At 27.8% G+C, this 24,869-nt stretch carries 28 protein-coding genes; all 28 read right to left on the bottom strand.

The annotated features are described in order from the left end of the window. Positions 1-7 precede the first annotated feature (7 nt). On the bottom strand, positions 8-1,432 hold the full coding sequence (locus ABID14_RS00560; protein WP_354366500.1) for a hypothetical protein: 1,425 nt from the start codon (positions 1,430-1,432) through the stop codon (positions 8-10). A 1-nt stretch (position 1,433) separates the two neighbouring features. Then, positions 1,434-2,849 (bottom strand): sensor histidine kinase, encoded by a 1,416-nt coding sequence (locus ABID14_RS00555; protein ID WP_354366499.1) that lies wholly within the window; start codon positions 2,847-2,849, stop codon positions 1,434-1,436. A 2-nt stretch (positions 2,850-2,851) separates the two neighbouring features. Next, on the bottom strand, positions 2,852-3,544 hold the full coding sequence (locus tag ABID14_RS00550; RefSeq protein WP_354366498.1) for a response regulator transcription factor: 693 nt from the start codon (positions 3,542-3,544) through the stop codon (positions 2,852-2,854). Positions 3,545-3,627: 83 nt separating this feature from the next. Next, positions 3,628-5,073: an IMP dehydrogenase gene (guaB, locus tag ABID14_RS00545; protein ID WP_354366497.1), complete on the bottom strand. Its 1,446-nt coding sequence runs from the start codon at positions 5,071-5,073 to the stop codon at positions 3,628-3,630. A gap of 28 nt (positions 5,074-5,101) precedes the next feature. Then, complete coding sequence (locus tag ABID14_RS00540; protein ID WP_354366777.1) at positions 5,102-6,025, bottom strand: CdaR family protein; 924 nt, start codon at positions 6,023-6,025, stop codon at positions 5,102-5,104. Further along, positions 6,015-6,845 (bottom strand): diadenylate cyclase CdaA, encoded by an 831-nt coding sequence (gene cdaA, locus ABID14_RS00535; protein ID WP_354366496.1) that lies wholly within the window; start codon positions 6,843-6,845, stop codon positions 6,015-6,017. Before cdaA ends, ABID14_RS00540 begins: the two co-directional genes overlap by 11 nt. Continuing rightward, positions 6,846-7,406 (bottom strand): DUF5317 domain-containing protein, encoded by a 561-nt coding sequence (locus tag ABID14_RS00530; RefSeq protein WP_354366495.1) that lies wholly within the window; start codon positions 7,404-7,406, stop codon positions 6,846-6,848. A gap of 96 nt (positions 7,407-7,502) precedes the next feature. Further along, a complete protein-coding gene (locus ABID14_RS00525) occupies positions 7,503-9,608 on the bottom strand; it encodes a bifunctional 4-hydroxy-3-methylbut-2-enyl diphosphate reductase/30S ribosomal protein S1 (protein ID WP_354366494.1) in 2,106 nt (701 codons plus the stop codon). After that, the gene (locus tag ABID14_RS00520) at positions 9,593-10,183 is read right to left on the bottom strand and encodes a lysophospholipid acyltransferase family protein (protein ID WP_354366493.1); all 591 of its coding nucleotides are present in this window, start codon (positions 10,181-10,183) and stop codon (positions 9,593-9,595) included. Before ABID14_RS00520 ends, ABID14_RS00525 begins: the two co-directional genes overlap by 16 nt. A 3-nt stretch (positions 10,184-10,186) precedes the next feature. After that, entirely contained in the window at positions 10,187-10,813 is a 627-nt protein-coding gene (gene cmk / locus ABID14_RS00515; protein WP_354366492.1) for a (d)CMP kinase, read from the bottom strand. Positions 10,814-10,903: 90 nt separating this feature from the next. Then, entirely contained in the window at positions 10,904-12,094 is a 1,191-nt protein-coding gene (locus ABID14_RS00510) for a BaiN/RdsA family NAD(P)/FAD-dependent oxidoreductase (protein ID WP_354366491.1), read from the bottom strand. Continuing rightward, positions 12,094-12,648 carry a tRNA 5-(aminomethyl)-2-thiouridylate-methyltransferase MnmM gene (gene mnmM / locus ABID14_RS00505; protein ID WP_354366490.1) on the bottom strand — a complete coding sequence of 185 codons (555 nt, stop codon included), beginning with the start codon at positions 12,646-12,648 and terminating at the stop codon, positions 12,094-12,096. Before mnmM ends, ABID14_RS00510 begins: the two co-directional genes overlap by 1 nt. After that, on the bottom strand, positions 12,645-13,352 hold the full coding sequence (locus tag ABID14_RS00500) for a pseudouridine synthase (RefSeq protein ID WP_354366489.1): 708 nt from the start codon (positions 13,350-13,352) through the stop codon (positions 12,645-12,647). The genes mnmM and ABID14_RS00500 overlap by 4 nt, the downstream gene beginning before the upstream one ends. Further along, positions 13,349-13,903 (bottom strand): SMC-Scp complex subunit ScpB, encoded by a 555-nt coding sequence (gene scpB / locus ABID14_RS00495; RefSeq protein ID WP_354366488.1) that lies wholly within the window; start codon positions 13,901-13,903, stop codon positions 13,349-13,351. Before scpB ends, ABID14_RS00500 begins: the two co-directional genes overlap by 4 nt. Beyond that, a complete protein-coding gene (locus tag ABID14_RS00490) occupies positions 13,881-14,594 on the bottom strand; it encodes a segregation and condensation protein A (protein ID WP_354366487.1) in 714 nt (237 codons plus the stop codon). The genes scpB and ABID14_RS00490 overlap by 23 nt, the downstream gene beginning before the upstream one ends. Further along, complete coding sequence (locus ABID14_RS00485; RefSeq protein ID WP_354366486.1) at positions 14,573-15,205, bottom strand: site-2 protease family protein; 633 nt, start codon at positions 15,203-15,205, stop codon at positions 14,573-14,575. Before ABID14_RS00485 ends, ABID14_RS00490 begins: the two co-directional genes overlap by 22 nt. A gap of 5 nt (positions 15,206-15,210) precedes the next feature. After that, positions 15,211-16,512 (bottom strand): pyrimidine-nucleoside phosphorylase, encoded by a 1,302-nt coding sequence (locus ABID14_RS00480; protein WP_354366485.1) that lies wholly within the window; start codon positions 16,510-16,512, stop codon positions 15,211-15,213. Then, positions 16,512-17,312 (bottom strand): purine-nucleoside phosphorylase, encoded by an 801-nt coding sequence (locus ABID14_RS00475; protein WP_354366484.1) that lies wholly within the window; start codon positions 17,310-17,312, stop codon positions 16,512-16,514. Before ABID14_RS00475 ends, ABID14_RS00480 begins: the two co-directional genes overlap by 1 nt. Then, positions 17,309-17,848 carry an NUDIX hydrolase gene (locus ABID14_RS00470; protein ID WP_354366776.1) on the bottom strand — a complete coding sequence of 180 codons (540 nt, stop codon included), beginning with the start codon at positions 17,846-17,848 and terminating at the stop codon, positions 17,309-17,311. The genes ABID14_RS00475 and ABID14_RS00470 overlap by 4 nt, the downstream gene beginning before the upstream one ends. After that, a complete protein-coding gene (gene recN / locus ABID14_RS00465) occupies positions 17,835-19,514 on the bottom strand; it encodes a DNA repair protein RecN (RefSeq protein ID WP_354366483.1) in 1,680 nt (559 codons plus the stop codon). Before recN ends, ABID14_RS00470 begins: the two co-directional genes overlap by 14 nt. An 8-nt stretch (positions 19,515-19,522) precedes the next feature. Beyond that, positions 19,523-20,323 (bottom strand): TlyA family RNA methyltransferase, encoded by an 801-nt coding sequence (locus tag ABID14_RS00460; protein WP_354366482.1) that lies wholly within the window; start codon positions 20,321-20,323, stop codon positions 19,523-19,525. Continuing rightward, complete coding sequence (locus tag ABID14_RS00455) at positions 20,323-21,183, bottom strand: polyprenyl synthetase family protein (protein ID WP_354366481.1); 861 nt, start codon at positions 21,181-21,183, stop codon at positions 20,323-20,325. Before ABID14_RS00455 ends, ABID14_RS00460 begins: the two co-directional genes overlap by 1 nt. Next, the gene (gene xseB, locus ABID14_RS00450; protein WP_354366480.1) at positions 21,170-21,391 is read right to left on the bottom strand and encodes an exodeoxyribonuclease VII small subunit; all 222 of its coding nucleotides are present in this window, start codon (positions 21,389-21,391) and stop codon (positions 21,170-21,172) included. Before xseB ends, ABID14_RS00455 begins: the two co-directional genes overlap by 14 nt. After that, the gene (gene xseA / locus ABID14_RS00445) at positions 21,392-23,062 is read right to left on the bottom strand and encodes an exodeoxyribonuclease VII large subunit (protein ID WP_354366479.1); all 1,671 of its coding nucleotides are present in this window, start codon (positions 23,060-23,062) and stop codon (positions 21,392-21,394) included. Between the two features lie 2 nt (positions 23,063-23,064). After that, the gene (nusB, locus tag ABID14_RS00440; protein WP_354366478.1) at positions 23,065-23,463 is read right to left on the bottom strand and encodes a transcription antitermination factor NusB; all 399 of its coding nucleotides are present in this window, start codon (positions 23,461-23,463) and stop codon (positions 23,065-23,067) included. Between the two features lies 1 nt (position 23,464). Then, complete coding sequence (locus ABID14_RS00435; protein ID WP_354366477.1) at positions 23,465-23,836, bottom strand: Asp23/Gls24 family envelope stress response protein; 372 nt, start codon at positions 23,834-23,836, stop codon at positions 23,465-23,467. A gap of 149 nt (positions 23,837-23,985) precedes the next feature. Beyond that, complete coding sequence (locus tag ABID14_RS00430) at positions 23,986-24,297, bottom strand: CD1247 N-terminal domain-containing protein (RefSeq protein ID WP_354366476.1); 312 nt, start codon at positions 24,295-24,297, stop codon at positions 23,986-23,988. A gap of 13 nt (positions 24,298-24,310) precedes the next feature. Continuing rightward, entirely contained in the window at positions 24,311-24,868 is a 558-nt protein-coding gene (gene efp / locus ABID14_RS00425) for an elongation factor P (protein ID WP_354366475.1), read from the bottom strand. Between the last annotated feature and the right edge of the window lies 1 nt (position 24,869).

The raw sequence follows: 24,869 nt of genomic DNA, 5'->3' as shown, positions 1-24,869 counted from the left end.
AAACACCTCATTTATGGGCAATTTCATCTTTCCATAACTTGGCATATTTTCCAGTTGCCCATTCAGTCATTACACAAGTAGTATCAGCACCAATGTCTTTTTCGAAAATATATTCTGGATCTATACCTGTTTCTAATATATTATATATCCTAAGTTTATCATTTTCAATTGTGATTAAAAACTTATTATCTGGAGATACAAAACCGTCTTTTATTGTTGATCTAAAATTTTTAATATCAGACATTGGAATATTCAGTTTATTATATTTATTTACATCATATGGAAGCACTAAATTCAAATCAAAATCTTCAAAATTTCCGTTTTCATAATTTTTACGACCTTTTAATTTCCAAAATCCCTTATCCCTATATATACCTATATTGAATGGATCTCTTTCTAAATTTTCTAATTTATCATTTGGTGTCAACTCTACATCTTCAGAAAGAAACTCATTATAATGTATAGGATCCTTATTAATAATATCGCTTAAATTATATATTCTCATTGTTCTCATATTGTTTTTAAGATTATATGATTCAATATTAATATAATTGTTGGTAACAAAATCTATAGATTTTAACTTGTTATCATCTATAATCTCTTTACGATTTTTAAGAATATCTGAGCTATTGTTATTGTTATTTTTGTAGTTATCATTTGGTTCTATAATTAATTTATCACTGATATTACCACCTTTTGTCTCTCTCTCTATACTAATTTCTGAGAAACCATTATCTCTTGGTACAATAAGATTATTAACTTCATAAACATTTTCTACCGCATTATTTAAAAATTTAATGTAAATAGTATTATAATTCCATGTTGGAATAGTGGATCCTGTCTGAGTTTTTAACCCTATTAGAAAGCCTTTTTCCCCTTTAATTCCTAAAAATTCTCCTTGTTTTAATATGTCATCTTTACGTGCACTTATCAAAGAATTTAATTTTTCGTTGTCAATATTTTGATCCATTAATTCGATTTCTAAGATGACTCCATTGTCAAATAGTAGAGCTTTATCTTTATTAATCCTGATAACTTCATGGTAAATATTATCCGAAGAACTTTCATCACTAACATAGGTTACGTAAACATTGTCATCATCTTCAAAACCTAATACTTTATAATTGATATTAAATTTATTATAAAGATATTCAGACAATCTTACATATTTAGATTGAAATTTAACGTTACTGATATAGTCATTAGCCAAGAGTGCTTCATTATTACTAAAAATTACTTCATTTCCGATTATATCTTTGAACATAAAATTATCAATATCTACATTCTCATTATAAATAAATTTAGATATTGTCCATTTTCCATATACGGGACTCTCATCTAATTTTGGAGTTTCTATACTAGTTTCTTGTGGATTGATTATATTACAACCACATAAAAAAATTAATAAAATTATAGCAAAACATTTTTTCATTTTAATTTTCACCTGCTTTTTCAGGATTTTCAATTGGTAAATTTACTTTTATTGTAGTACCAATATTTTCTTCTGAATATATGTTCAATTTGCCGTTATGGAGTTTGGTAATTTCATCACTAATGGAAAGACCTATACCACTATGACTTTTTGAATGTTTACCTTTATAAAATTTTTCTTTAACATGTACTAAATCTTCCTTACTCATACCAACACCATTGTCAGAAACCAACATTATTATAGAGTTATTTTCTTTATACATTTGAAACTTCACCCAGCCATTTTCCGAAGTAAATTTAATAGCATTGTCTAATAAATTAATTAGCAACTGTTTAATTCTATTTTCATCTGCATATACAAGCTCTATCTCTTCTGTAAGTTCTGTTATAAGTTCTATTTTATTATTCTGTGCTCTAGGTTTCATTTGTTTAGCAACATCTTCACAAGTTTTTGTGATATTGAATACCTCTTTGTCTAAAGTTATTCTTCCAGAAATATATCTTGAAAAATCTAACAAATCTTCAACCATTTTTGTCAATCTATCAACTTCATTTTCAATAATATTTAATCCGTCATTAATTAAATCTTTTTCATCCTCTTTTGCATCTTTTAAAACTACTGCCCACCCTTTTATAGATGTAAGAGGAGTTCTCAATTCATGTGATACAGAAGATATAAAATCATTTTTAATTTTATCTTTATTGATAATTTCTTCAGCCATAGAATTTAGAGTATTTGCCAACTCTCCAATCTCATCATCTTGCCAAACATTAGCTTTGACCTCATAATTTCCTTTTAACATTTTATTTGCTACATCTGTAAGCTCTAGAATTGGTTTCACAATTGACTTAGAAAATAATAAACTAACTATAGCTGTAAGAGTCGCAACAAAGAGTGTAAAAACTATTAAAGTTACCATAGTCTTTACAATCGAGTTATTAGCTTCTTCTAATGAAGATATAAGTTTTAAGTAGCCTATAGTATTACCTGATTCATCCAAAATTGGTCCAGTTACCGACATAATAGATTCGCCAGTGGTAGGATTTTCTCCATGCCAAGTAACAATATCACTTTTTTTGAAGGATTCTTCGTTTATATTTTCTAAATTAGGGCTATCGACTTTACCAATTGAATCAAATAATATTTTACCTTTTGTACTTAATATTTGAACCTCAGCATTTGTATGAGAAAAAAATATCTGATTGTCATCGTAAATTAAATTTTTGAGGCTATTATTAGAAAAGTCTCTTTCATAAATGTCGAGAGATAACTCCATTCTTGATTTGAGTTCATTTGAAATATTATTATAATAATAGTATCTAAAACCAATTAGAAGAAAAATATCTATAACAGAAATAGTAATTAAGATAATAATAAGGAAAGATTTAACTAATCTTTTACCAATTCTATTTTTCAAAATTACACCTCTGATTGCCACCTATATCCTAATCCCCAAACAGTTTCTATATATTTAGGCTTAGCTGGATTTTCTTCAACTTTTGACCTAAGTCTTCTCATATTTACATCTACAATTTTAGAATCGCCGATAAAATCATCGCCCCAAACTAGTCTTAATATTTCATCTCTATTTAGAGCTTTTTTGGGGTTTTCCATAAATATTTTTATTATTTGAAATTCTGTTGGTGTAAGTTCTAATTCTACATCATCTTTATAAAATTTTCGAGAATAAGAATCTAGTTTAAAAGGTGGATCTATTATAAGATTTGATTCATCTCCTTCTTCTGGTTCAAGTCTTCGTTCAATAGATTTTATTCTAAGAGTTAGTTCAGTAGGATTAAAAGGCTTAGTTAGATAGTCATCACATCCATATTGCAATCCCATAATTTTATCATAATCCTCTGCTTTTGCAGTCAACATAATAATACCTAAGCTAGGAAATTCCCCTCTTAATATTTTACAAACTTCAAAGCCATCAATTCCTGGTAACATTACATCTAAAACTACAATATCAGGATATTTTTCGTTTGCTATCTTTACTCCCTCTTCGCCAGTTCCTGCCTCATAAACCTCATAACCTTCACGTTCTAGATTTATCTTTACAAATTTTCTTATAGATTCTTCATCTTCTACAAGTAGAATTTTTGTCTTCATAAATTTCACCTCTATTATGCTATATTATAAAGAAAAATCACTTCAAATTCAATTGAAGCGATTTTTAAATCAATTTTTAATTTTCAATAATAATTAGGCGATTCACGAGTAATAGTAATATTATGGGGATGAGATTCTTGTAAAGATGCTTGAGTTATTTTAACATATTTAGAATTTTCTCTTAAATCTACTAAGTCATGAGCTCCAAGATATCCCATAGCTGATCTAACACCACCAACTAACTGATATACAATATCTCCCACTTTACCTTTAAAAGGCACTCGTCCTTCAACACCTTCTGGAACATATTTAGAAGTGTTTGATTGGAAATAACGATCTGAAGAACCAGAATTCATCGCTCCAAGAGATCCCATACCTCGATACGCTTTATATCTTCTACCTTCAACAAAAATTTCTTCACCAGGAGATTCTTCAGTTCCAGCAAATAATGAACCCATCATTACAACATTTCCTCCTGCTGCTAAAGCTTTCGCAATATCACCTGAAAGTTTAATGCCACCATCTGCAATTATAGGTATATTATACTTTCTCGCGGCTCTAGAAGCTTCCATAATAGCTGTAATTTGTGGAACTCCAACTCCTGTTACAACACGAGTTGTACAAATTGAACCCGGGCCTATTCCTACTTTAACACAGTTGGCACCAGCTTTAATTAAATCTTCTGTTCCTTCATACGTAGCTACATTTCCCGCAATCAATTCAATATTTGGGAATGCACTTTTAATATTCTTAATTGTATCTAATACTCCCTTAGATTGACCGTGAGCTGTATCTATCACTATCACATCTACTTTGGATTTTACTAGAGCATCTACCCTTTCTAGTACATCTTTTGTAACACCTACAGCTGCTCCTGCAAGTAGTCTTCCTGTTTCATCGCGAGCAGAATTAGGGTATTGCTCATGTTTTTCTATATCTTTAATAGTTATTAGACCTTTTAGAAGATTATCTTTATCAACTAAAGGTAACTTTTCAATTTTATATTTTTTTAAAATTTCAAGAGCTTCTGATAATGATATATCTGGCGAGCCAGTAATAAGTCCTTCTGAAGTCATAACTTCTTCAATTTTTTTTGTAAGATCAGTTTCAAATCTAATATCACGATTTGTAATTATACCTTCAAGTATACCATTCTCGTTTACTATTGGAACTCCACTAATTCGGTATCTTTCCATTAGATTAGCAGCATCTCCTATAGAGTGATGTCTATTTAGAGAAAAAGGATCTGTAATAACGCCATGTTCAGAACGCTTTACTTTGTCAACTTCTAATGCTTGCTCGCTAATAGGCATATTTTTATGGATTATACCTATTCCTCCTTCTCTGGCCATAGCTATAGACATTCTATGTTCAGTTACAGTATCCATTCCAGCAGACATAATAGGAATATTTAGTTTAATATTGTTCGTTAAATTAGTCGTCAAATTAACCTCGTTTGGTAATACATTTGATTTTGCTGGAATTAACAGTATGTCATCAAATGTTAGACCTTCTTGAAAAAATTCCATAATTCCTCCTTAAAATTAAAATCATAAATTATTGTTGCTTCCTGATAAGTTTTACTTTATCTATTCCATCTACTAAATCAACTTTATCTGGTAATTTTAGATTCACTTCATTAATTCCAATTTCGGTATCTGCTAAATCGATTGGATAAGTTGAAATTTTATCTAAAGAATCTACTAAATTAGAATTTCCTCTTATTGTAACAGAAGAAGGTTCTATAGTAAAGTCGGATATTGCAATATTTTCAGAATCACTATTTGTATACTCAATTACTATAGGCAAAGTTTTAGTTTTTAATATAGGAACTTTAACTTTTATAGTGGAAGGTTCAATTATTAAATCATCAATTATATTTCCGTTTGTGTCATAAGCTGTTACTTTTGAATTTACTGATGCAGTTTCAGTAAGTTTACTGACATCAACATTAACTTCTAATTTTTCTACTTTATTTACAATTGTGCTAGCTCCTGTAACTTTTACATTTTCAAAATTTTCTACATCTCCTACAGAATACCCTGGTGACGGATTACTGTTTATTATAATACTTGCATTAAAATTATCACTAACAATTTTATCTATTTTGAAAGGGATAGTCTTTTGAGAAACCTTTGAAACTGTTATTCCGCTATCTATATAAGATACACTTATAGGAACGGAATGATCTCCTTCAGTTAAATTATTTAAAATAACTTTAGCCGAAATTCCATCTCTAGAAGCAGTTCTCATATAACTATTATAGCCTTTTAACTCCACATCTACAGAAAATTCCTTAGGAGAAATTATAGTTAGGTTATTATTTTTAAGTTCTTCTTGGCCCTCAAAAGTCACATCAATATTTTTAAAATTTCTAGTAATTATTATATTCCCGTCACTTCTCACATAAGACCAAAGTATTATAGCAAACAAAAGAGAAAGCACTTTTAACATAAAATCTCTATCTTTTTTAATTTTCATTATCTTCACTTTGACCTCTCAATCTTGAAAGTATTAAATTATTGTTAGTAGTTGGAGTGTATACTTCAAGTAATATTGATTTTAAAGTTTCAATATCAAGATATCTAGATATACTACCATTGTCAGCTATTGAAATAGAACCTGTTTCCTCAGATACCATAATACTTAAACAATCTGACTTTTCAGTTATTCCTATACCAGCTCTATGCCTTGTTCCTAACTCTCTAGAAATTTTTTGATCGTCAGATAAAGGCAAAAAGCAAGCTGCGGCTTTTACTTTAGGTCCTTTGATTATAACAGCACCATCGTGTAAAGGTGTATTGGGAATAAAAATATTAATTAATAAGCCACTACTTACAATTCCATCAATTTTAGTTCCTGTTTCTATAATTTCACTTAGTCCAACATTTTTTTCTATAACTATGAGTGCACCAATTTTTTGTCTTGATAAAGAGGATACAGCTGTTATTATCTCTGTTACAGTTTCTGGTACATATTCTTTATTTTGATTAAAATTATTTTTTATGCTTGAAGTCAAACCTAAATATTGAAGTGCCCTTCTTAGTTCAGGTTGAAACAATACTATAATTGCAATAATACCATCGCTTATAAATCTAGAGAAAACCCAGTTAATTGTATAAAGTTGGAATATTTGAGAAATTTTTATAAAAATTAATACGAGCAATATTCCCTTAAATACCTGTTCGGCTCTAGTATTAGTTATAAGTTTTAAAATAAAATATATTAAAAATGCAACTATTAAAATGTCTATTACATCTTTAATATTTATCATATAAATTAAATTAGTTATTTTATCCATCTATTCACTTCCTGACTTAACAATATAAATTAAAGAAATTATTAGACCAATGCATATTAATATATCGCCAAAGCTTATGACAACTGAATTACCCCAAGGTTTAATTAGTGGAATTATGTCTGATAAAAAATAGAATTTAGGTTTATCAAATACGCCATGACTTAAACTTTGATTTTCAGTAATTATCTTAATTATTTTATTATTATTGATTTTTAGCAATGCATCTAAACTAACAGGCATTTTTTTGTTAAAGATTATTGGAATCATGTTTAAAAATATCCCAAAGCCTACAATTAAAAAACCAATATTTTTATAGTTACTAATAAGTCCAATACTAATTAAAACCAATGAGATAATATGAAATAAAAAATATTTATTAATTATAAATTCACTGATGTTTTTAACATAAAAGGAGCTGAATATATTAATTAATATTAAAATTATAATACCAATAATAACTAAATACAAATTATTAAACTTGAAGTACAATAAATTTTTAGTATCTTTGTTTTTTAAAAAGAAAATAATAATAGTTGCAAGAATTAAAGTTTCTAAAAACATATCATCACCTAAGAACATGATATCATAAAAATTGATATTTATATATTTTTTGTATAAAAAAAGGATCCAAATAATATGGATCCCTAATTTTAATTATTATTCTTCAGAATTATCTTCATTTTCTTTTGTTTCAGTATCATCTGAAGTATCTACTTCATCAATCATTAAATCTTCATCTAATGTTGAATCAGAAAGATTTAAACCAAGCATTTCTCCAATTGTCATGTTAAATTCATCAGATTTAGGTTCTTCTTTTTTAACCTCTCTTCTAGGAGCTTTCTTTTCTCTTTTTGGTTTTCTTTCCTTAGGAGCAGATTCTTTTTTTGGTTCTGGTTCTGTTAAAGCTTTCATTGAAAGAGAAATTTTTTGATTTTCTTCGTCAATATCTGTTACTTTTACAGTTACTTCTTCTCCTAATGATAGTTTATCTGCTGGTTTTTCCACATGTTCTCTAGAAATTTGAGAAACATGAAGTAAACCATCGACGCCTTCTTCAAGTCTAATAAAAGCGCCAAAGTCAAGTAGGTTTACAACTTTTCCTTTAACTACATCGCCCACAGAAACATTGTTTTTGAAAATGTCCCAAGGTTTTTCTGTCAATTGTTTTAGTCCTAAAGCGATTCTATTTTTTTCTTCATCTACATTAAGAACTTGAACTTTAACAACATCTCCAGGAGAAACAACATCAGAAGGGTGTTTAACTCTATTCCATGAAAGTTCAGAAATATGAATTAGTCCATCTACTCCTCCTACGTCTACAAAAGCACCAAAATTTGTTATTCTTTGTACTGTACCTTCGATTATATCCCCTTCATGAAGATTTGCATATACTTCTTGTCTTTTTTTGTCTTGCTCTTCTGCTATTACATTTTTTCTAGAAAGAACAATTCTTTTTTTTCTTTTATCAAAATCAATGATTTCAGTTGTAAATTCTTCACCAACGAATTTACTTAAATCTTTTTGGAATCTAGTTGATACATGAGATGCAGGAATAAATGCGTTTAAACCATTATAATCAGCAGTTAGACCGCCTTTTACATTAGCTTTAACTGTGACATCAATCTTTTCTCCGTTATTATATAATTCTTCTACTTCATCCCAGACTTTCATGTCTGCAACTCTCTTAGTAGAAAGCACAACATTTCCGTCACCATCATCCATTCTTAGGACATAAACTTCAATTTCTTGTCCTTGTTCATAAAGATCTTGAGGATTAACATCAGGTCCTCCTACAAGTTCTTCTCTTGAAATGATGCCATCAGATCTATATCCAAGATTCACCATAACCTCTGAATCAGTTATATAAAGAACCTCTCCAGTTACTACTTCGCCTTTTCTAATTCTTTTAAAAGAATTATCAATGGCCTCCATCATCTCACCTTTGTCAAAATTTTCCATACTACAAACAGCCTCCTTGATTACCTTATCCGGTGTGGATGCTCCGGCGGTAATACCTATTTTATTAAATTTTTTAAATATATTTATATCAATATCTTTAATTGATTGAATTAAAAATACATTTTCACAATTATTACTTGCTACCTGAGCAAGCTTCTTAGTATTGGAACTATTTTTGCCGCCCAATACAACTACGGCATCAACCTCTTTAGAAAGCTTTTTTACACTATCTTGTCTCAAAGAGGTAGCACTACATATAGTATTATAAACTAAAACTTCATTTTTTGAAATGTTTTTTATTTTTTTTACAATATTTTCAAAAAATTCTAGTCTATTTGTTGTTTGGCTAACTACAATTAAGTCGCCATCTGGTATAATTATGTTTTTATCACTATCTATAATTGTAGCAGTATCCTCACAATAAGAATTAATACCAATAACTTCTGGATGTTCACTATTACCAACAATTACTACATTATACCCTTTTTTATAAAAATTTTCCACTATATTATATACTTTTTCTACTTTTGGACATACACAATTGATAATTTCATTATTATTAGCTTCAAATTTTTGAAGTAATTTTTTGTGAACTCCATGACTCCTTATAATAATTTTTGAATTATTTATATCTAAATTTTCTAATTTTTTCACACCTAAGTTTTCAAGCTCTTTTATTACTTGTTCATTATGAACTAAATCTCCAAATGAATATGTTCTATCATCTGCATTTTGTAAAGCCATTTTATATGCTCTTTTAACTCCGCCACAAAAACCAAGGTGTTGAGCTAGTATAATTTCCATTTTATTTCTTCACCATAAATTGTTCTCATTATATCTTGTGAAATTTGCATAAGTTCAGTATTATTATATTTTTTTTCTTTATCTATTTTTATTGGTTTTCTATAATAAATTTTTATTTTTTTAAATAATTTAAAATCACTGTCTATATATACCGGTAAAATCTCAGAGTTTGTTTTCTGAGCTATAAGTGCTATTCCTGCCTTTATTTCATCGTAGTTAATTTCTTTGACCCTTGTACCTTCTGGAAAAATTCCTAGAACTTTATTGTCTTTTAAAATTTTTAATGAAGTTTTTATAGCTCTTAAGTCATTATGATTTCTATCTACTGGGAATACACCAAGTTGTTGAAGAATTTTGCCTAAAATCTTATTTTCAAAAAGTTCTTTTTTTCCCATCCAATATATTGGTCTATCGAAATATACTGTCAAAATAATTGGATCTAAATTACTACTATGATTACCACATATAATTAAATTTTTATTGTGATTAGGTATATTATCTTTGTTGTATAACTCAATACGATAAAATATTTTAAATATAATAGCAAATAAAAATTTTAAAAATCTATACAACATATTTCACCTGTTTATATAAGATAAAATCTTTTCAATTGTTTCTTCATAATTTAAATTCGTGCTGTCTATTAGCTGTGCATCATCAGTTTTAGTTAAAGGAGAAATTTTTCTATTTGAGTCATTAAAATCTCTTTCTTTAATGTCATTTAAAATATCATCATAAGAAACCTCATAACCTTTTTCTTTTTGTTGTAAATATCTTCTTCTAGCTCTTTCTTCGGGTTTTGCAGTTAAGAAAAATTTATAATTTGCATCTGGTAGCACAACGGAGCCAATATCTCTTCCTTCCATAACAACAGAGTGTGTTTCAGAGATTTTTTGTTGTAATTTAACCAAAAAATCACGTATTAACGGATTCTTAGATAATTCAGAAGTCTTATTAGATATGGAATTTGTTCTAATTTTCTGTGAAACATCTTTTCCGTCTAAAAAAATAAGACCTTGTTTAAATTCAATTTTTGTATCTGCTAAAATTTTTTCATAATCTATTTCGTTTTCATTTAATAATTTAAGTGTCAATGCACGATACATAGCGCCAGTATCTACATAGATTATATTTAATCTCCTGGCGATTTCTTTTGCTATGGTACTTTTGCCAGATCCAGCTGGTCCATCAATTGCAATTTTCATTAATTACCTCCACAAAAAAATCACTATTAATTAGTGATTAGTATAATATTATAACAAACATTTATCAACATAAACTAAATAATAAAAAAATCAAAGATTTATACCACAGGAATATCCAGTAGAATTTGCAATTTGAATATTATATCCTCCGGTTAATGCATCAATATCTATCACTTCTCCTATAAAATACAAATTTTTTATTAACTTAGATTCGAAAGTTGAAGGATCAATCTCTTTCACATTAATTCCTCCACTTGTGACTATTGCTCTATCTATTGATTCAAAATTCGAAAAATCAAGTTTAAATTCTTTTATGCTTTTAACCAACATTAATCTTTCTTTTTTTGTAATTTGATTAACTTTTTTCTCTGAATCAATATTAGCTTGTAATAAAATATATTTTATTAAATCTTTTGGAAGAAGTTTAACTAAAGCATTGGTTATGTTCTTATTGATAAATTTCTCAAAATCTCTTAACATTCTATTGTCTAATTTATCCTTACTTAATGCTGGTTTTAAATCTAAATATAACTCAAAATCATCAAACTTATTGATTTTACTGCTTATAGAAAGAACAACTGGTCCACTAATACCTCTGTGAGTAAATAACATTTCTCCAAATTCTTCTACAATTAATTTATTATTAATAAATGCACTTAAATTGATATTTTTAAGTGTTAATCCAGCTAAATCAAAATTATTTTTTAGAATTAATCCAGTTAAAGCTGGTTTTAAAGGAGTAATAGTGTGGCCAAATCTTTTACCAAAAATATACCCATCACCAGTAGAACCAGTTAGTGGATAAGACTTCCCCCCAGTAGCAATAACAACTTTATCATATTTAAACTTATTATTTATAATGAATGTATTATTATTTTTACATATTGAATTTACTTTTGTATTTAGTAGTATATTGACTCCATGTTCTCTTAATTTTTTTTCATAAGTTTTTATAACATCTGAAGATTTATCGCTTTTAGGGAAAACTCTATTACCCCTTTCGACTTTTAGCTCTAGACTATAACTTTCAAATAGTTCCTTAGTTCTAATCGGAGACAAAGTATAAATTGATGAGTACATAAAATTCTTATTTGTAACGATATTATCCAGAAAATCTTCTTCATCTGAATAATTAGTTAGATTACATCTTCCTTTACCAGTTATAAATAATTTTTTTCCAACTTTTTCATTTTTTTCATATAAATCTATTTGATAATTTTTAGAAGCAGATAATGCACACATCATACCACTAGGGCCTGCACCTATAATTGCTATTTTCATTATAAATCCTTCTTTTCTATTAAATACACAACGGGAGGGTTGTTAATTTGATTAAAAAATTCTCGTTTTTCGACTTTAAATAGCCTCTGGTCTAAATTTTTTAAAAAAGCTTCTACAGCTTCTCTTTCCTGATGAGAGTTTTTATGACCAACATAAGAGACTATAATTATTATTCCATTCTTATTTAAAATACTAATTGCTTTATTTAAAGATATTATTGTTGTGTTTGCAATAGTGGTAATATCTTTAGTTTTTCCAGGCAAATAACCTAAATTATAAATCACTAAATCACAATTTGCTATTTGATCAATTTCTGTGTGATTTCTTAATAAAAGTTTGTAATTATCAAATTCACCATTGATTAATTTTTCAGTTTTAAATATTGCTTCTTTCTGAATATCAAAACTATATACAAAACCATTTTTGCCAACAGTATTTAATAATTTTAAAGTATCATGTCCATTTCCCATTGTAGCATCAATTGCTATTTTACCATCAAAATTATTTGAAAGGATTTCATCTACTATCTCATAGTATCTCTCTTTAACAATCATTTTAGCTCTTTAAGATAGTTTATTTCTTCTTCAGTAAGATATCTATAATGACCTATTAGTAAATTACCTAATTCCAAATTTCCTAAAGATATTCTTTTTAATTTTTTTACTGGAAAACCTACATAATCAAACATTCGTTTAACTTGATGATTTTGTCCCTCATGTATAGTTATTTCTACTATTGAATCTTCTTTATAACTTTTTAGTATTTTAACTTCCGCCGGAGAAGTTTTTAAATCTCTAATATTTAGTCCGATTCTAAGCTTATCTAATGCAGTAGCTGAAGGAGTGCCTTTAAGAGTTGCAATATATGTTTTTTTTATTTCATTTTTAGGATGCATTAAAATATTTGCAAGTTCTCCATCATTTGTCATTAAAACCAAACCAGTTGTATCTATATCAAGTCTTCCAACTGGATATACTCTATAATCATCAGGAACTAAATCTACAACTGTTTTTCTGCCCTTTTCATCATTTGCTGTTGTTACAACTCCAATAGGCTTATTTAGCATAATATAAACAAATGTATCTTCTAATTTTAATCTTTTACCATCCAGATAAACCCTGTCTGTTTTAGGATTAACCTTAGTACCTAATTCTTTTATAATTTTATCATTCACTTTTACTCTACCCGCTAATATTAATTCTTCAGACTTTCTACGAGAAGCAGCTCCAGCATGTGCCATAAATTTTTGTAATCTCATATTTTTTCCACCTCATCATTATCTAATTCATCAAGATTTGGTAGTTCTTCTAAACTTTTTATTCCAAACTTTTCAAGAAATTTATCAGTCGTACTATATAAATTAGGATGTCCTATTCTTTCTAATTTACCACTGATTTTTATAAGCTCAAAGTCTAATAATCCTTTAATAGTACTATCACAGTTTACTCCTCTTAAATCTTCTATTTCTACTTTTGTAACGGGTTGTTTATAAGCAATTATAGATAAAGTTTCAAGAGCAGGTTTAGATAGATTCTTTTCATTTTTTTCTTTAGTTATTTTCTTTACGAAATGGTAATTTTCAGGTTTTGTGCTCAGCTGAAATTTATTATTTATATAGGTAAGCCTTAGACCAGAAGTTTCTTGTTTATATACTTCCATCATTTCAAAAAGAATAGATTTTAAATAGAAAGGTTTTAACTCTAAAGTTTTAGATAAATCTTCTAAACTAATTGGCTCTCCCCAAATAAAAAGGATAGATTCGATGATTGATTTAATTCTATTTTTATCAATAGTTTGTTCTGATTTCAATTAAAATATCTCCATAATTGTTTTTTTGATTAGCTACAACAAATTCTAGCTTTATTAATTCTAACATACCTAAAAAATATGTTATTATATCTATTTTAGAATTAATATTTTCTAGAAGTTCAGTAAATAAAATTCTTTTTTTATTAATTATTTTAGTTTTTATAATACGAGAAGCATCTTCAACTTTAAAGTTATCACGCTCTATTTCTATTATTTCATCCTTTTTATAATTTTTCAAAATCTTGATTAAAACCTGTGAAAGTTTATTGACATCTGTGTTTTTTAAAAAATCAAGTTCATTCATTTCAAAGATTTCTGTCTTTAATTTTACAAAAGACTTTGATTCATATTCCTCTTGTTTTTTTAAAATATCAGAAGCTTCTTTATATCTTTTATATTCCAATAAATTTCTTACTAAATCAGCTCTAGGATCTTCAAGTTCTTCATCTTCATTCTCAGGAGGCTTAGGCAATAACATTTTAGATTTAATTTCTAATAGGGTCGATGCCATAAGCGTAAAGTCTGATGTTAGTTCCATATTTAAGATAGCTGCATTTTCAAGATATTGCAAAAATTCTTCTGTAATTTTAAAAATAGGTATATCATAAATATCAATTTTATTTTTTTTAATTAAATCTAAAAGAAGATCCATAGGACCTTCATAAGATTTTAAAACAATATTATATTCCATATTTTAACACCTAAATACAGTATCCAATTCATTAATTTAAAAATTATTGGTGAAATTATATCACTGACAAAACCACTTAAAAGTGCAAATACTAATAAAAAATAGAAGTATTTTTCATATTTATAGAATTTCCACTCAAGATTTCCTGGTAGTAAAGTAGCTAAAACTTTAGAACCATCCAAAGGTGGAAGAGGAACAAGATTGAATACTCCAAGCATAATATTATACCAAAAAATAGCTGAAATAAGAGGGGAAATACTGAAGGAATTATATTGCACATATACTAAAATTATGCCAAAAATAAATCCCAATATGAAATTAGTTAAAACACCAGCAATTGATACAAATAAAGATGAAAGTTTGCGATTTTTAGTAAATCTACTAGGATTAATTGGAACTGCTTTTGCCCATCCAAATTTAAAAATAATAAGCGTCAATAACCCTATTGGATCAATATGATTTAAAGGGTTTAAACTTAATCTACCATCATCTTTTGCAGTTGTATCTCCACATAAATAAGCTGCATATCCATGTGCAATTTCATGAGGAATTATCGCTATCAAAAGGGCTACAATATTTATTAAAATTGATATAATATCTAAGTCTTTCATATAAATTAATCAATTTCCTTTAAAATTAAATCATAAGTTACTTTATCTCTAGTAAAAGAAAAAGCTTGCGTTATTTTATGGGATACATCATCTACAACATCTTCCTTATTTGTATATATAGTAGCTAATATATCTCCTTTATTAACATAATCTCCAATTTTTTTATTTAAAATCAAACCAGCACCAAGATCTAAGCTATCTTCTTTAGTAAGTCTTCCTGCTCCTAAGTCTCTTGATGAAATTCCTATCTGTAATGCATCTATTTCTTCAACATAACCTTCTTCGCTAGATAGAATATTTTTTTGAATTTTAGATAATTTAAATTTATCAGTATTGTCTACATAAGTAACATCTCCACCTTGAAGTTCAACCATTTCCTTGAATTTAGATAGAGCCTTACCATTATTTAAATTTTTATAAAGAATATTTTTAGCCTCTTCTTCATTTTTTGTTATGCCAGCCATGTGCATTAGTTTGGAACCGATAACTATGGAAATTTCTTCTAAATCTTTAGGTCCATTACCATTTAAAGTTTCAATTGCTTCAATAACTTCAAGTGAATTACCTACAGCTTTTCCTAGTGGTTCATTCATATTTGTAATTATAGCTTTAGTATTTCTACCAAATTTTTTACCTAAAGAAACCATCATTTCAGAAAGTTCTAAAGCAGCTTCTACATCTTTCATAAAAGCTCCATTTCCAACTTTAACATCTAAAACTAGAGCATCATTAGCTAAAGCGAATTTTTTAGATAAAATGGAAGAAGAGATTAGGCTTATATTATCAACAGTTGATGTAGCATCTCTTAGAGCATATAATAATTTATCGGCAGGAACAATATTAGCTGTTTGACCTATAATTGAAATATTTGACTTATTAAGATTATTTATAAATTCATCATCTGTAAGGTTGATGTTAAAACCAGGAATTGATTCTAGTTTGTCTAAGGTTCCACCAGTATGTCCCAGTCCTCTTCCACTCATTTTAGTAAAAACTAAACCGACAGATGCCATTAGTGGACCTAATACAAGAGTAACCGAATCCCCAACACCTCCTGTTGAATGTTTATCAACCTTAATTCCGTGAACTGAATTTAATTTTATAGTTTCTCCAGAGTCAATCATGGTCTTTGTAAGAAAATAAGTTTCATTTATACTTAGTTTATTAAAATAAATAGCCATTAATAATGCTGATATCTGATAATCTGGGATATTTCCATTTACATAATTTTCAACAAAATATTTAATATCATTTTCGGATAATTCTTTTGCATGTTTTTTCTTTTCAATTATATCCAATATATTCACTAAATCACCTCTATAATATTAGTCAGTAATTTTGTAAATTTATCTGAAACTTCTTTACCAACCTCAACTACCTCGGCATGATCTAGCGGTTTATCAAGAACACCCGTGCCCATATTAGTTATTGTTGAAATACCCAAAACTTTGATACCTCTATGCCTAGCTACAATGACTTCAGGAACTGTACTCATGCCTACGGCATCCGCTCCTAAAATTCTGGCCATTCTAACTTCAGCAGCAGTTTCATAACTAGGTCCTGAAAAATACATGTATATACCCTTTTGTAATTTTTGGTCTAACTCGTTTGCAATTTTTTGTGACTTTTCGATTAAATCCTTATCATAACAATTAGTCATATCTAAAAATCTTGGACCATCAGATTCATCATTTGGACCAATTAAAGGGTTTTTCCCAGCTAAATTAATATGATCTTCTATTAGCATTAAGTCTCCAGGATTAAAATCGGTATTTAAACCGCCTGCAGCATTAGTGACTATTAATTTCTTGACACCAATTTTTGACAAAATTTTAACTGGGAATACAACATCTTTTATATCATACCCTTCATAAAAATGAATTCTACCTTTCATTACTACTATATATTTATCTTTAATTTTACCAAAAATTAATTTGCCATCATGTCCTTTGACGGTTGATTGAGGAAAGTTAGGTATATCTTTATAATTTAATTCAACAGTATCAGTTAGATTTGTCGCAAAATCTCCTAGTCCTGAGCCGAGTATAATACCAATTTTAGGTATGCTTTTTATTTTTGTTTTAATAAAATTTATGGTTTCTTTCATTTATTCCTCCTTAATTGATTATATAGTAAGATTCCAGTAATAGACTTTGCATCTATAATCTCACCTCGTTCTATCATTTTGAGTGCTTTATCGAATTTTACTTTTTCAAAAGAAATATCTTCAAATTCATCCAAATTTTGTTTTCCTTCTACTAACTCGTCAGCAAAGAAAATATAAATCTTTTCATCACAAAAACCAGGAGTTGAATACATTTCTAAGATATACTCACAATTGTTTGTTTTATAACCAGTTTCTTCTTCTAATTCTCTTATTGCTGCTTTAATAGGTTCTTCTTCAAAATCAATCATTCCTGCTGGTATTTCTACAAGTTCTTTATCCGCAGGTTTTCGAAATTGTTTTACTAGTATAATTTCGTCTTCATCAGTAATGGCAACTATACATACACTAGAATCCCTTTCTACTATTTCTCTTTTAGTATATTTTTGACCATCCATTTCTACAGTATCCACACGAAGTTTTAAAGCTTTCCCATCAAAAATTTTATTTGAACTCATTGTTCTCTCAACTTTGGCCATTGATTTCATCTCCTATCATCTCTTTAGCTGTGATTAATGTAGATTGACTAATTTTACTTCCACCAATTAGCCTAGCTAATTCTTTAACTCTCTCTTCGCTGTTTAATTTCGTAATTGTCGACAAAGTCTTTTCATTAACTGTGTTCTTATTAATAGCATAGTGCGTGTCGGCTAAAGCAACAATTTGTGGTAAATGTGATATAACAATTATTTGTCTTCCAGTGGATAGCTTTTTTATCTTCTGTCCCACAATCTGAGCAGTAGAGCCACTAATTCCTGTATCAATCTCGTCAAAAACAAGTGTAGGAATATTATCTTTTTCTGCTATTATACTTTTGAAACCGAGCATAATTCTACTCATCTCTCCACCAGACGCAACACTTGCCATTGGCATTAGATGCTGACCTTTATTTGGAGAAATCAAAAATTCAATTTTATCTTTTCCATCAGAACCAAGTGGCTTTTCATCAATCTCAATTTTGAATTTAGCATCAGGAATATTTAATTCTTGTATCTCTTCGGTTACTCTTTTTTCAACGAATTTTGCTGTATTAATTCTATTTTCTGTAATTTTAGCAGCTACTGAATTAGCTTCTTTCTCTAAATTTCTTATTTGCAATTCTAATTCTGTGAGCTTTTTATCATAATTTAATAAAAATTCTAATCTATCTGAACTTTTATCATAAAATTTCTGTATTTCCTTTATATTATTACCATATTTTGATTTTATAGAATTAACAAGATCTAATCTTCTTTGTAAGTAATTAAGCTTCTCTTCATCAATATCCAAAGAATCGATATATCTTTGCAATTCTGATGAAATATCTGTCATTCTATAACGGATATCTTCTAATTCATCACTTATATTTTTTAAGTCTTTATTATTTTTAAGAACTTCTGATACATTCAATATTACCCTATCGAGTATATCTTCAATATTACTATTTTCATAACTACTAGAAATAATGGATTTAGCTTCTGAAAGTTTTATTATTGCATCCGTCATATTATTGTATCTGTTATAGTCTTCTGTAAGCTCATTATCGTCATATTCTGTTAGATTCGCCTCATCTATTTCTTTAATTTGATATTGTAAAAGATTAATCTCACGTTCTTTATTAATCTCAAGATTTTTATTATCTTCATATTTTTTCTTTAATGAATTAATTTTGGATACTAACAGTTCAAGTTGACTTAATAAATTTTTATGGTTTTCACCAGAAAAACTGTCTATTAGATTTAATTGATTTTTATTGTCCATTAATGAAATAGTTTCATGTTGTGCAAATATGTCTATCAATTTAGATGCTATTCTTGATAATAATTGTGTAGTTATTGCGCGATTATTAATTCTTGTTACTGTGGGGCCATCGATTTTTATTTTTTTAGATATTACTATTAACTCGCCAATATCAAAACCATATTCTTTTAAAAGTTTTTTTATATTATCATTGTAACAAGAAAAAATTGCTTCGATATAGGCATAACTTTCACCATGTTTTATAATTTCTTTATTTGCTCTGGCACCTAAAACTAATCCTAAGGAATCTATAATTATAGATTTCCCTGAGCCAGTTTCCCCAGTCAAGACATTTAAACCTCTATCAAATTCAATTTTCATATTTTCAATTATTGCAAAATTTTCAATGTTTAATTCAAGTAACATAATTCACCTTAATTATTTAATTGTTCGTAAGCATAATTTAATATTTGTTCAGGGTTATATTCATATGATGTTTTACCATAATTTGTTAAATATATCAAAAATTCTATATTGCCATTAGTACCTTTTATTGGAGAAAAAGTAATATCTAAAACATTTAAATCAAGTAAATCAGAAAGATTATATATCTTATCTAGAACTTCCTTATGTACATTTCTATCTCGGATAATTCCACCCTTGCCAACTTTATCTTTGCCAGCTTCAAATTGAGGTTTTATTAACGCAACTATACTAGATTTTTCAGACATTAAATCAACTGCAATTGGTAAAACCAATTCTAAAGATATAAAAGAAACATCAATTGAAATAAAATCTATAGGTTCTTTTATTAAATTAAAATCAAGATAGCGTATATTAGTTTTTTCCATAGATATCACACGTTCATCAATTCTTAATTTATAATCAAGTTGATTATAGCCAACATCTATTGCGTAGACTTTTTTTGCACCATATTTTAACATACATTCAGTAAAGCCACCTGTAGAGGCTCCAATATCAACACATATGTTATTATTTAAGTCAATACTATGTTTTTCAATCATTTTTTCTAACTTATGTCCGCCTCTCGATACAAACTCATTCTCAAGTCCTTTAATATTAAGCAGTACTTCTCTTTTTAATTGTTCACCTGGTTTATCTATCCTTTGTGTTCCTGTAAAAACTTTACCTTCCATTATAAGTCTTTTAGCTTTTTCTCTAGAACTGACTAAGCCTTGTTCTACAAGTAAAATATCTGCTCTGACCTTTGCCATTAATAACTCCTATTTACTAATTTATATACAAAATCTTTTAATATACCTTCATTAAATTCTAAGTTATCTATACATTTAAAGCCTTCATCTGTCAATTTCAAAATGAAATTTTTAATTTCATCTTTTTCTTTAAATAATAACATATTAACTTCATTGCTTTTAGGATCATCATTTTCATCTAAAATATCATCTTCTAATTGATACGCTAAGCCAACAGATGAAGCAAAACTCTTTAGTTTGGAAAGAGTATCTGCATCCACTTCAGCAATTATTCCACCCATTGCAACAGCTGCTTCAATTAAAGAAGCTGTTTTTAATTTATACATATTTTCACAGATATCTTCGTTAAATTCATTTATGCTTAAATCAATATCGATGGATTGTCCTCCAACCATACCATTTACTCCAGAAGAATTTAAAAGGAATTTCATAGCTTTGATTCCCTTTTTTATATCTTTTATATCGTCAAGTGAGTCTAGATATTTAATTATTAATTCACTGGACATATTAAGAAGCCCATCTCCTGCTAATATAGCAATACCTTCAGAAAAAACCTTATGATTTGTAGGTTTACCTCTCCTAAAATCGTCATTGTCCATTGAAGGCAAATCGTCGTGTATAAGCGAGTAGGTGTGAATAGATTCTATTGCAGCAGCATACGGCAAAATTTCATCTAGATCAGGATTTTTAGAAAATTCTAAATAGGTCAAGATACATAAAAGAGGCCTAATCCTTTTACCGCCAGAAAAGAGAGAATATTTCATTGACTCTAGAACTTTATGTTGATTATTTTCTTCATAATCTAGAGCAGAATTCAAATAAATGTTAAATTTTTCTATTATTTCTTTAATATCTATCATCGTTATTTTCCTTTAGTATATCAGAATTTTCTTGCATAATATTCTTAACTTTACCTTCATATTCTTTCAAAACCGTGGCACAATATTTATAGAGTTCTATACCTCTTTCATATTTCTTAATTGAATCTTCTAGAGTAAGTTCATTAGACTCTAGGTCGCGAACAATTTGTTCTAATTCTTTGAGAGAATCTTCATAATTTTTTTGCATTTAATCACTTCTCATTCTTTTATTTTTTACTTCGGACTTAACTATACCATCTTTAAAAACTATTGATATTTCTTCTCCAATAGTTAGGTTTGTTGCATTAGTAATAAAATTTCCTTCAGAATTTTTAACTTCAATCTTATTCATATTGTTAAATATAGTATTAAGTTTTAAAAAATTATAGTCTAAAACCTTTTGAGAATTTTCCAACATTCTATTTATGCTTATATATAGAGATTTTAAAGTTTTAGCTTCATTATTTTGATAAAAACTAATATTATATATAATCTTATTTAAAGATTTAAATAAGCTGTTTTTATAAAGTTCTAATCTTGATTTTTCCAATTTCATCTCTAATAAAAACTTAGGCTTTAATAAAACTTTATTACTAGTGTTTAATTTAGAATAGTAGCTATTAAAGTTTCTTTTCAATTCATAATTCTTTAAAATAAAATATGAATAGTTAAAATCTGATTTAAGGTTGTTCAAAAACTTAAGAAAGCTTTCATTTATAAATTTCCAATCATAGAATAAATCATTTCTTAAATAATTTAATTTAGAAATAATATTTCTATTTAAATTTATATATAATATTTTTATATAATTTTGATTATATTTATCTTTGAATTTAAAATTTGCTAACTCTACTTGATAACTTATCAATTTATTTTTATGCAAATTTAAATTTTTTTGAAAATAAATATTTAAATATCTTTCATAATAATCAAGTTTTCTATATTCTTTATTAATTAAAGTATTAGGGTTGTTTTTTGATAAACGATTATATATATTTAAAATATGGTATTTTTTGTTATAAATTTTCTTATTTAAAGAGTCAAAAAGATTTGATATTAAGTCAAGTAGCTCTTTTATCAAATCTTTCTTACTTCCCGTAACTAGTTCTGCGGCATTGGTAGGTGTAGCAGCTCTAAGGTCTGAAACGAAGTCCGAAATACAAAAATCAACTTCATGGCCAATAGCAGAAATAATTGGAATTTCAGATGCGAAAATCTCGCGTGCTAAATTTTCATCATTAAAGGCTGATAAATCTTCAACACTTCCACCACCTCGAGCAATAATAATAGTATCTACATTGCATTTGTTATTGAAATAATTAATACCATTTATTACATTTTCGCTAGCAGATTTTCCTTGAACAAAACTAGGATATACTAGAACATCTATTAAATTATTTCTCTTTTTTAAAATATTTAGTACATCTCTTATTGCTGCACCAGTATCTGATGTTATTAAACCAACTGTGCTAGGATATTTTACAATGTTCTTTTTAAATTTAGAATCAAATAACCCCTCTGATTGTAGTTTATTTTTTAGTCGTAAAAAATTCTGATATAAATTCCCTTCACCGTTTAATTTTAAATCATCCACATAGAAATTTATTTGACCTTCTTTTTCATAATAAGAGACTATACCTCTAGCTATAACTTCAAGTCCTTCTTCTAAATTAAAATCAAAGTCAGTGTCTGCAGAATAAATCTTGGCATTAATTCTAGCTTTTTCATCTTTTAATGAGAAATAAATATTACCATTTGAATGGAACTTTAAATTGGAAATTTCTCCCATTACACTTATATTTCTAAGTAGGTAATCCATTTCTAATAATTTTTTTATATAACTATTTAATTCACTAACTTTAATCGCATTATTTGGCAAAATTAAAAACTCCTATAAATGCTTCCTAAAATTCCATTAATAAATTTAGGAGATTCTTCTGTACTATAAAGTCTAGCAATCTCAACTGCCTCGTTAATGGAAACTTCAGGTGGAATATCATCTTTAAATAAAAATTCATAGACAGCAATTCTGAGAATTTGTCTATCAACTTTAGCAAGTCTTGCCATTGTCCAACCCTTTAAATTTTTTTGAATCGTAGAATCTATTTTGTCAATATTACTTAATAAATCAGGTATAACACGGTTTATATAATCTAATTCATCACCTAAAAAGTTATTATTCTCAAGGAATAGCTCTAAATTATGTTCAGAAAAATCGTCATTGGCTTCCATAGCATACAAAGATTGCATGGCTCCTATTCGTGCTTTTTTTCTACTCATTTTATTGATTATTAGTTTTGACAGCTATGCCAGATAGGTGAATATTGACTTCAACGACATCAAAATCTGTCATGTTTTCTATTGCATCTTTAACTGCTTTTTGAACTTTTTCGCTCAATTCTACGATTTTTTTTCCATATTCTATAGTTATATATACATCAACAACTGTTTGTTTTTCTCCTATATTGACTTTAACACCTTTTGTTATGTTTTTTGTATTTAAAATATCAGACACTTGAGATTTAAAGTTTGAAGATACTTTTACTACACCTTCGACAGCTTCTGCAGCTACAGTTGCAATAGTTGCTATAACATCTTCAGAAACCATAATTTGTCCTTCTGATACATTTTCATCTATTAAATAATTTTCCACATTAACACCTCCGAATTTATTAAAATAATTATACCAAATACTATATTTATAATCAATTTATTGATAATTTCAAGTATTTCAGATTTTAATCTTGCATTAGTTTGATTTATTAAATTTCATATAAAAAAAGCCCCTTGGGGCTTTTTAATTTATTCTTCTTCCTCACTAAAATCTACATCTTCATCATCAAAAATTTCTAGATTATCGAAATCAAAATCGTCATCGTCATAAATATCGAAATCATCATCTTCATAGACATAATCCTCTAGATTTGACAAATCTTCTTCAATTATATCCACATAATCTTCAATTCCTTCACGATAATCAACCATTTCATCTATAACGTCGCCTAAAATGTCAATCAATTCACTTAAGATTTTCCCTTCATTAGTAGATGTATCTAAATCATAACCATCTGCTAAACCCTTTAAATACGATATTCTTTTTAGTAAATATTCCATAACATCCTCCATGTTATACTCTAGACATGTATTCTCCATCTCTAGTATCAATTCTAATTACATCTGACGTATTTATGAAAAGAGGTACATTAAGAGTGAATCCAGTTTCAACTTTGGCAGGCTTAGAACCCCCACTTGAAGTATCTCCTTTAACACCTGGTTCAGTCTCAATAACTTCTAATTCAACAAAGTTTGGTGGAGTAACTCTAAAAGCCTTACCTTTATAAAAATTAATAGTTGCCATGTCATTTTCTTTAATAAAGTTTAGAGCTTCTTCTACCATCTCTTTTTCTAAAGGAATTTGTTCGTAAGATTCTTGATCCATAAAGTAGTATAATTCTCCATCAGAATAAAGGTATTGCATTTCTTTATTTTCAATAACTACTCTTTCAAATTTTTCAGAAGGATTAAAAGTAATATCTTTAATTCCGCCATTTAATACTGATTTTATTTTAGTTCTTACAAATGCAGCACCTTTGCCAGGTTTAACATGTTGAAAATCAATGACTTCGAAAACATCTCCATCCCATTCAAATGTTAATCCTTTTCTTAAATCTCCTGCTGTAATCATA

The sequence above is a fragment of the Peptoniphilus olsenii genome (genome assembly GCF_040545475.1).
GTDB classification, from domain to species: domain Bacteria; phylum Bacillota; class Clostridia; order Tissierellales; family Peptoniphilaceae; genus Peptoniphilus_A; species Peptoniphilus_A olsenii.
The sequence above is the reverse complement of the archived record's forward strand: the minus strand, read 5'-3'. Positions and strand labels throughout refer to the sequence as shown.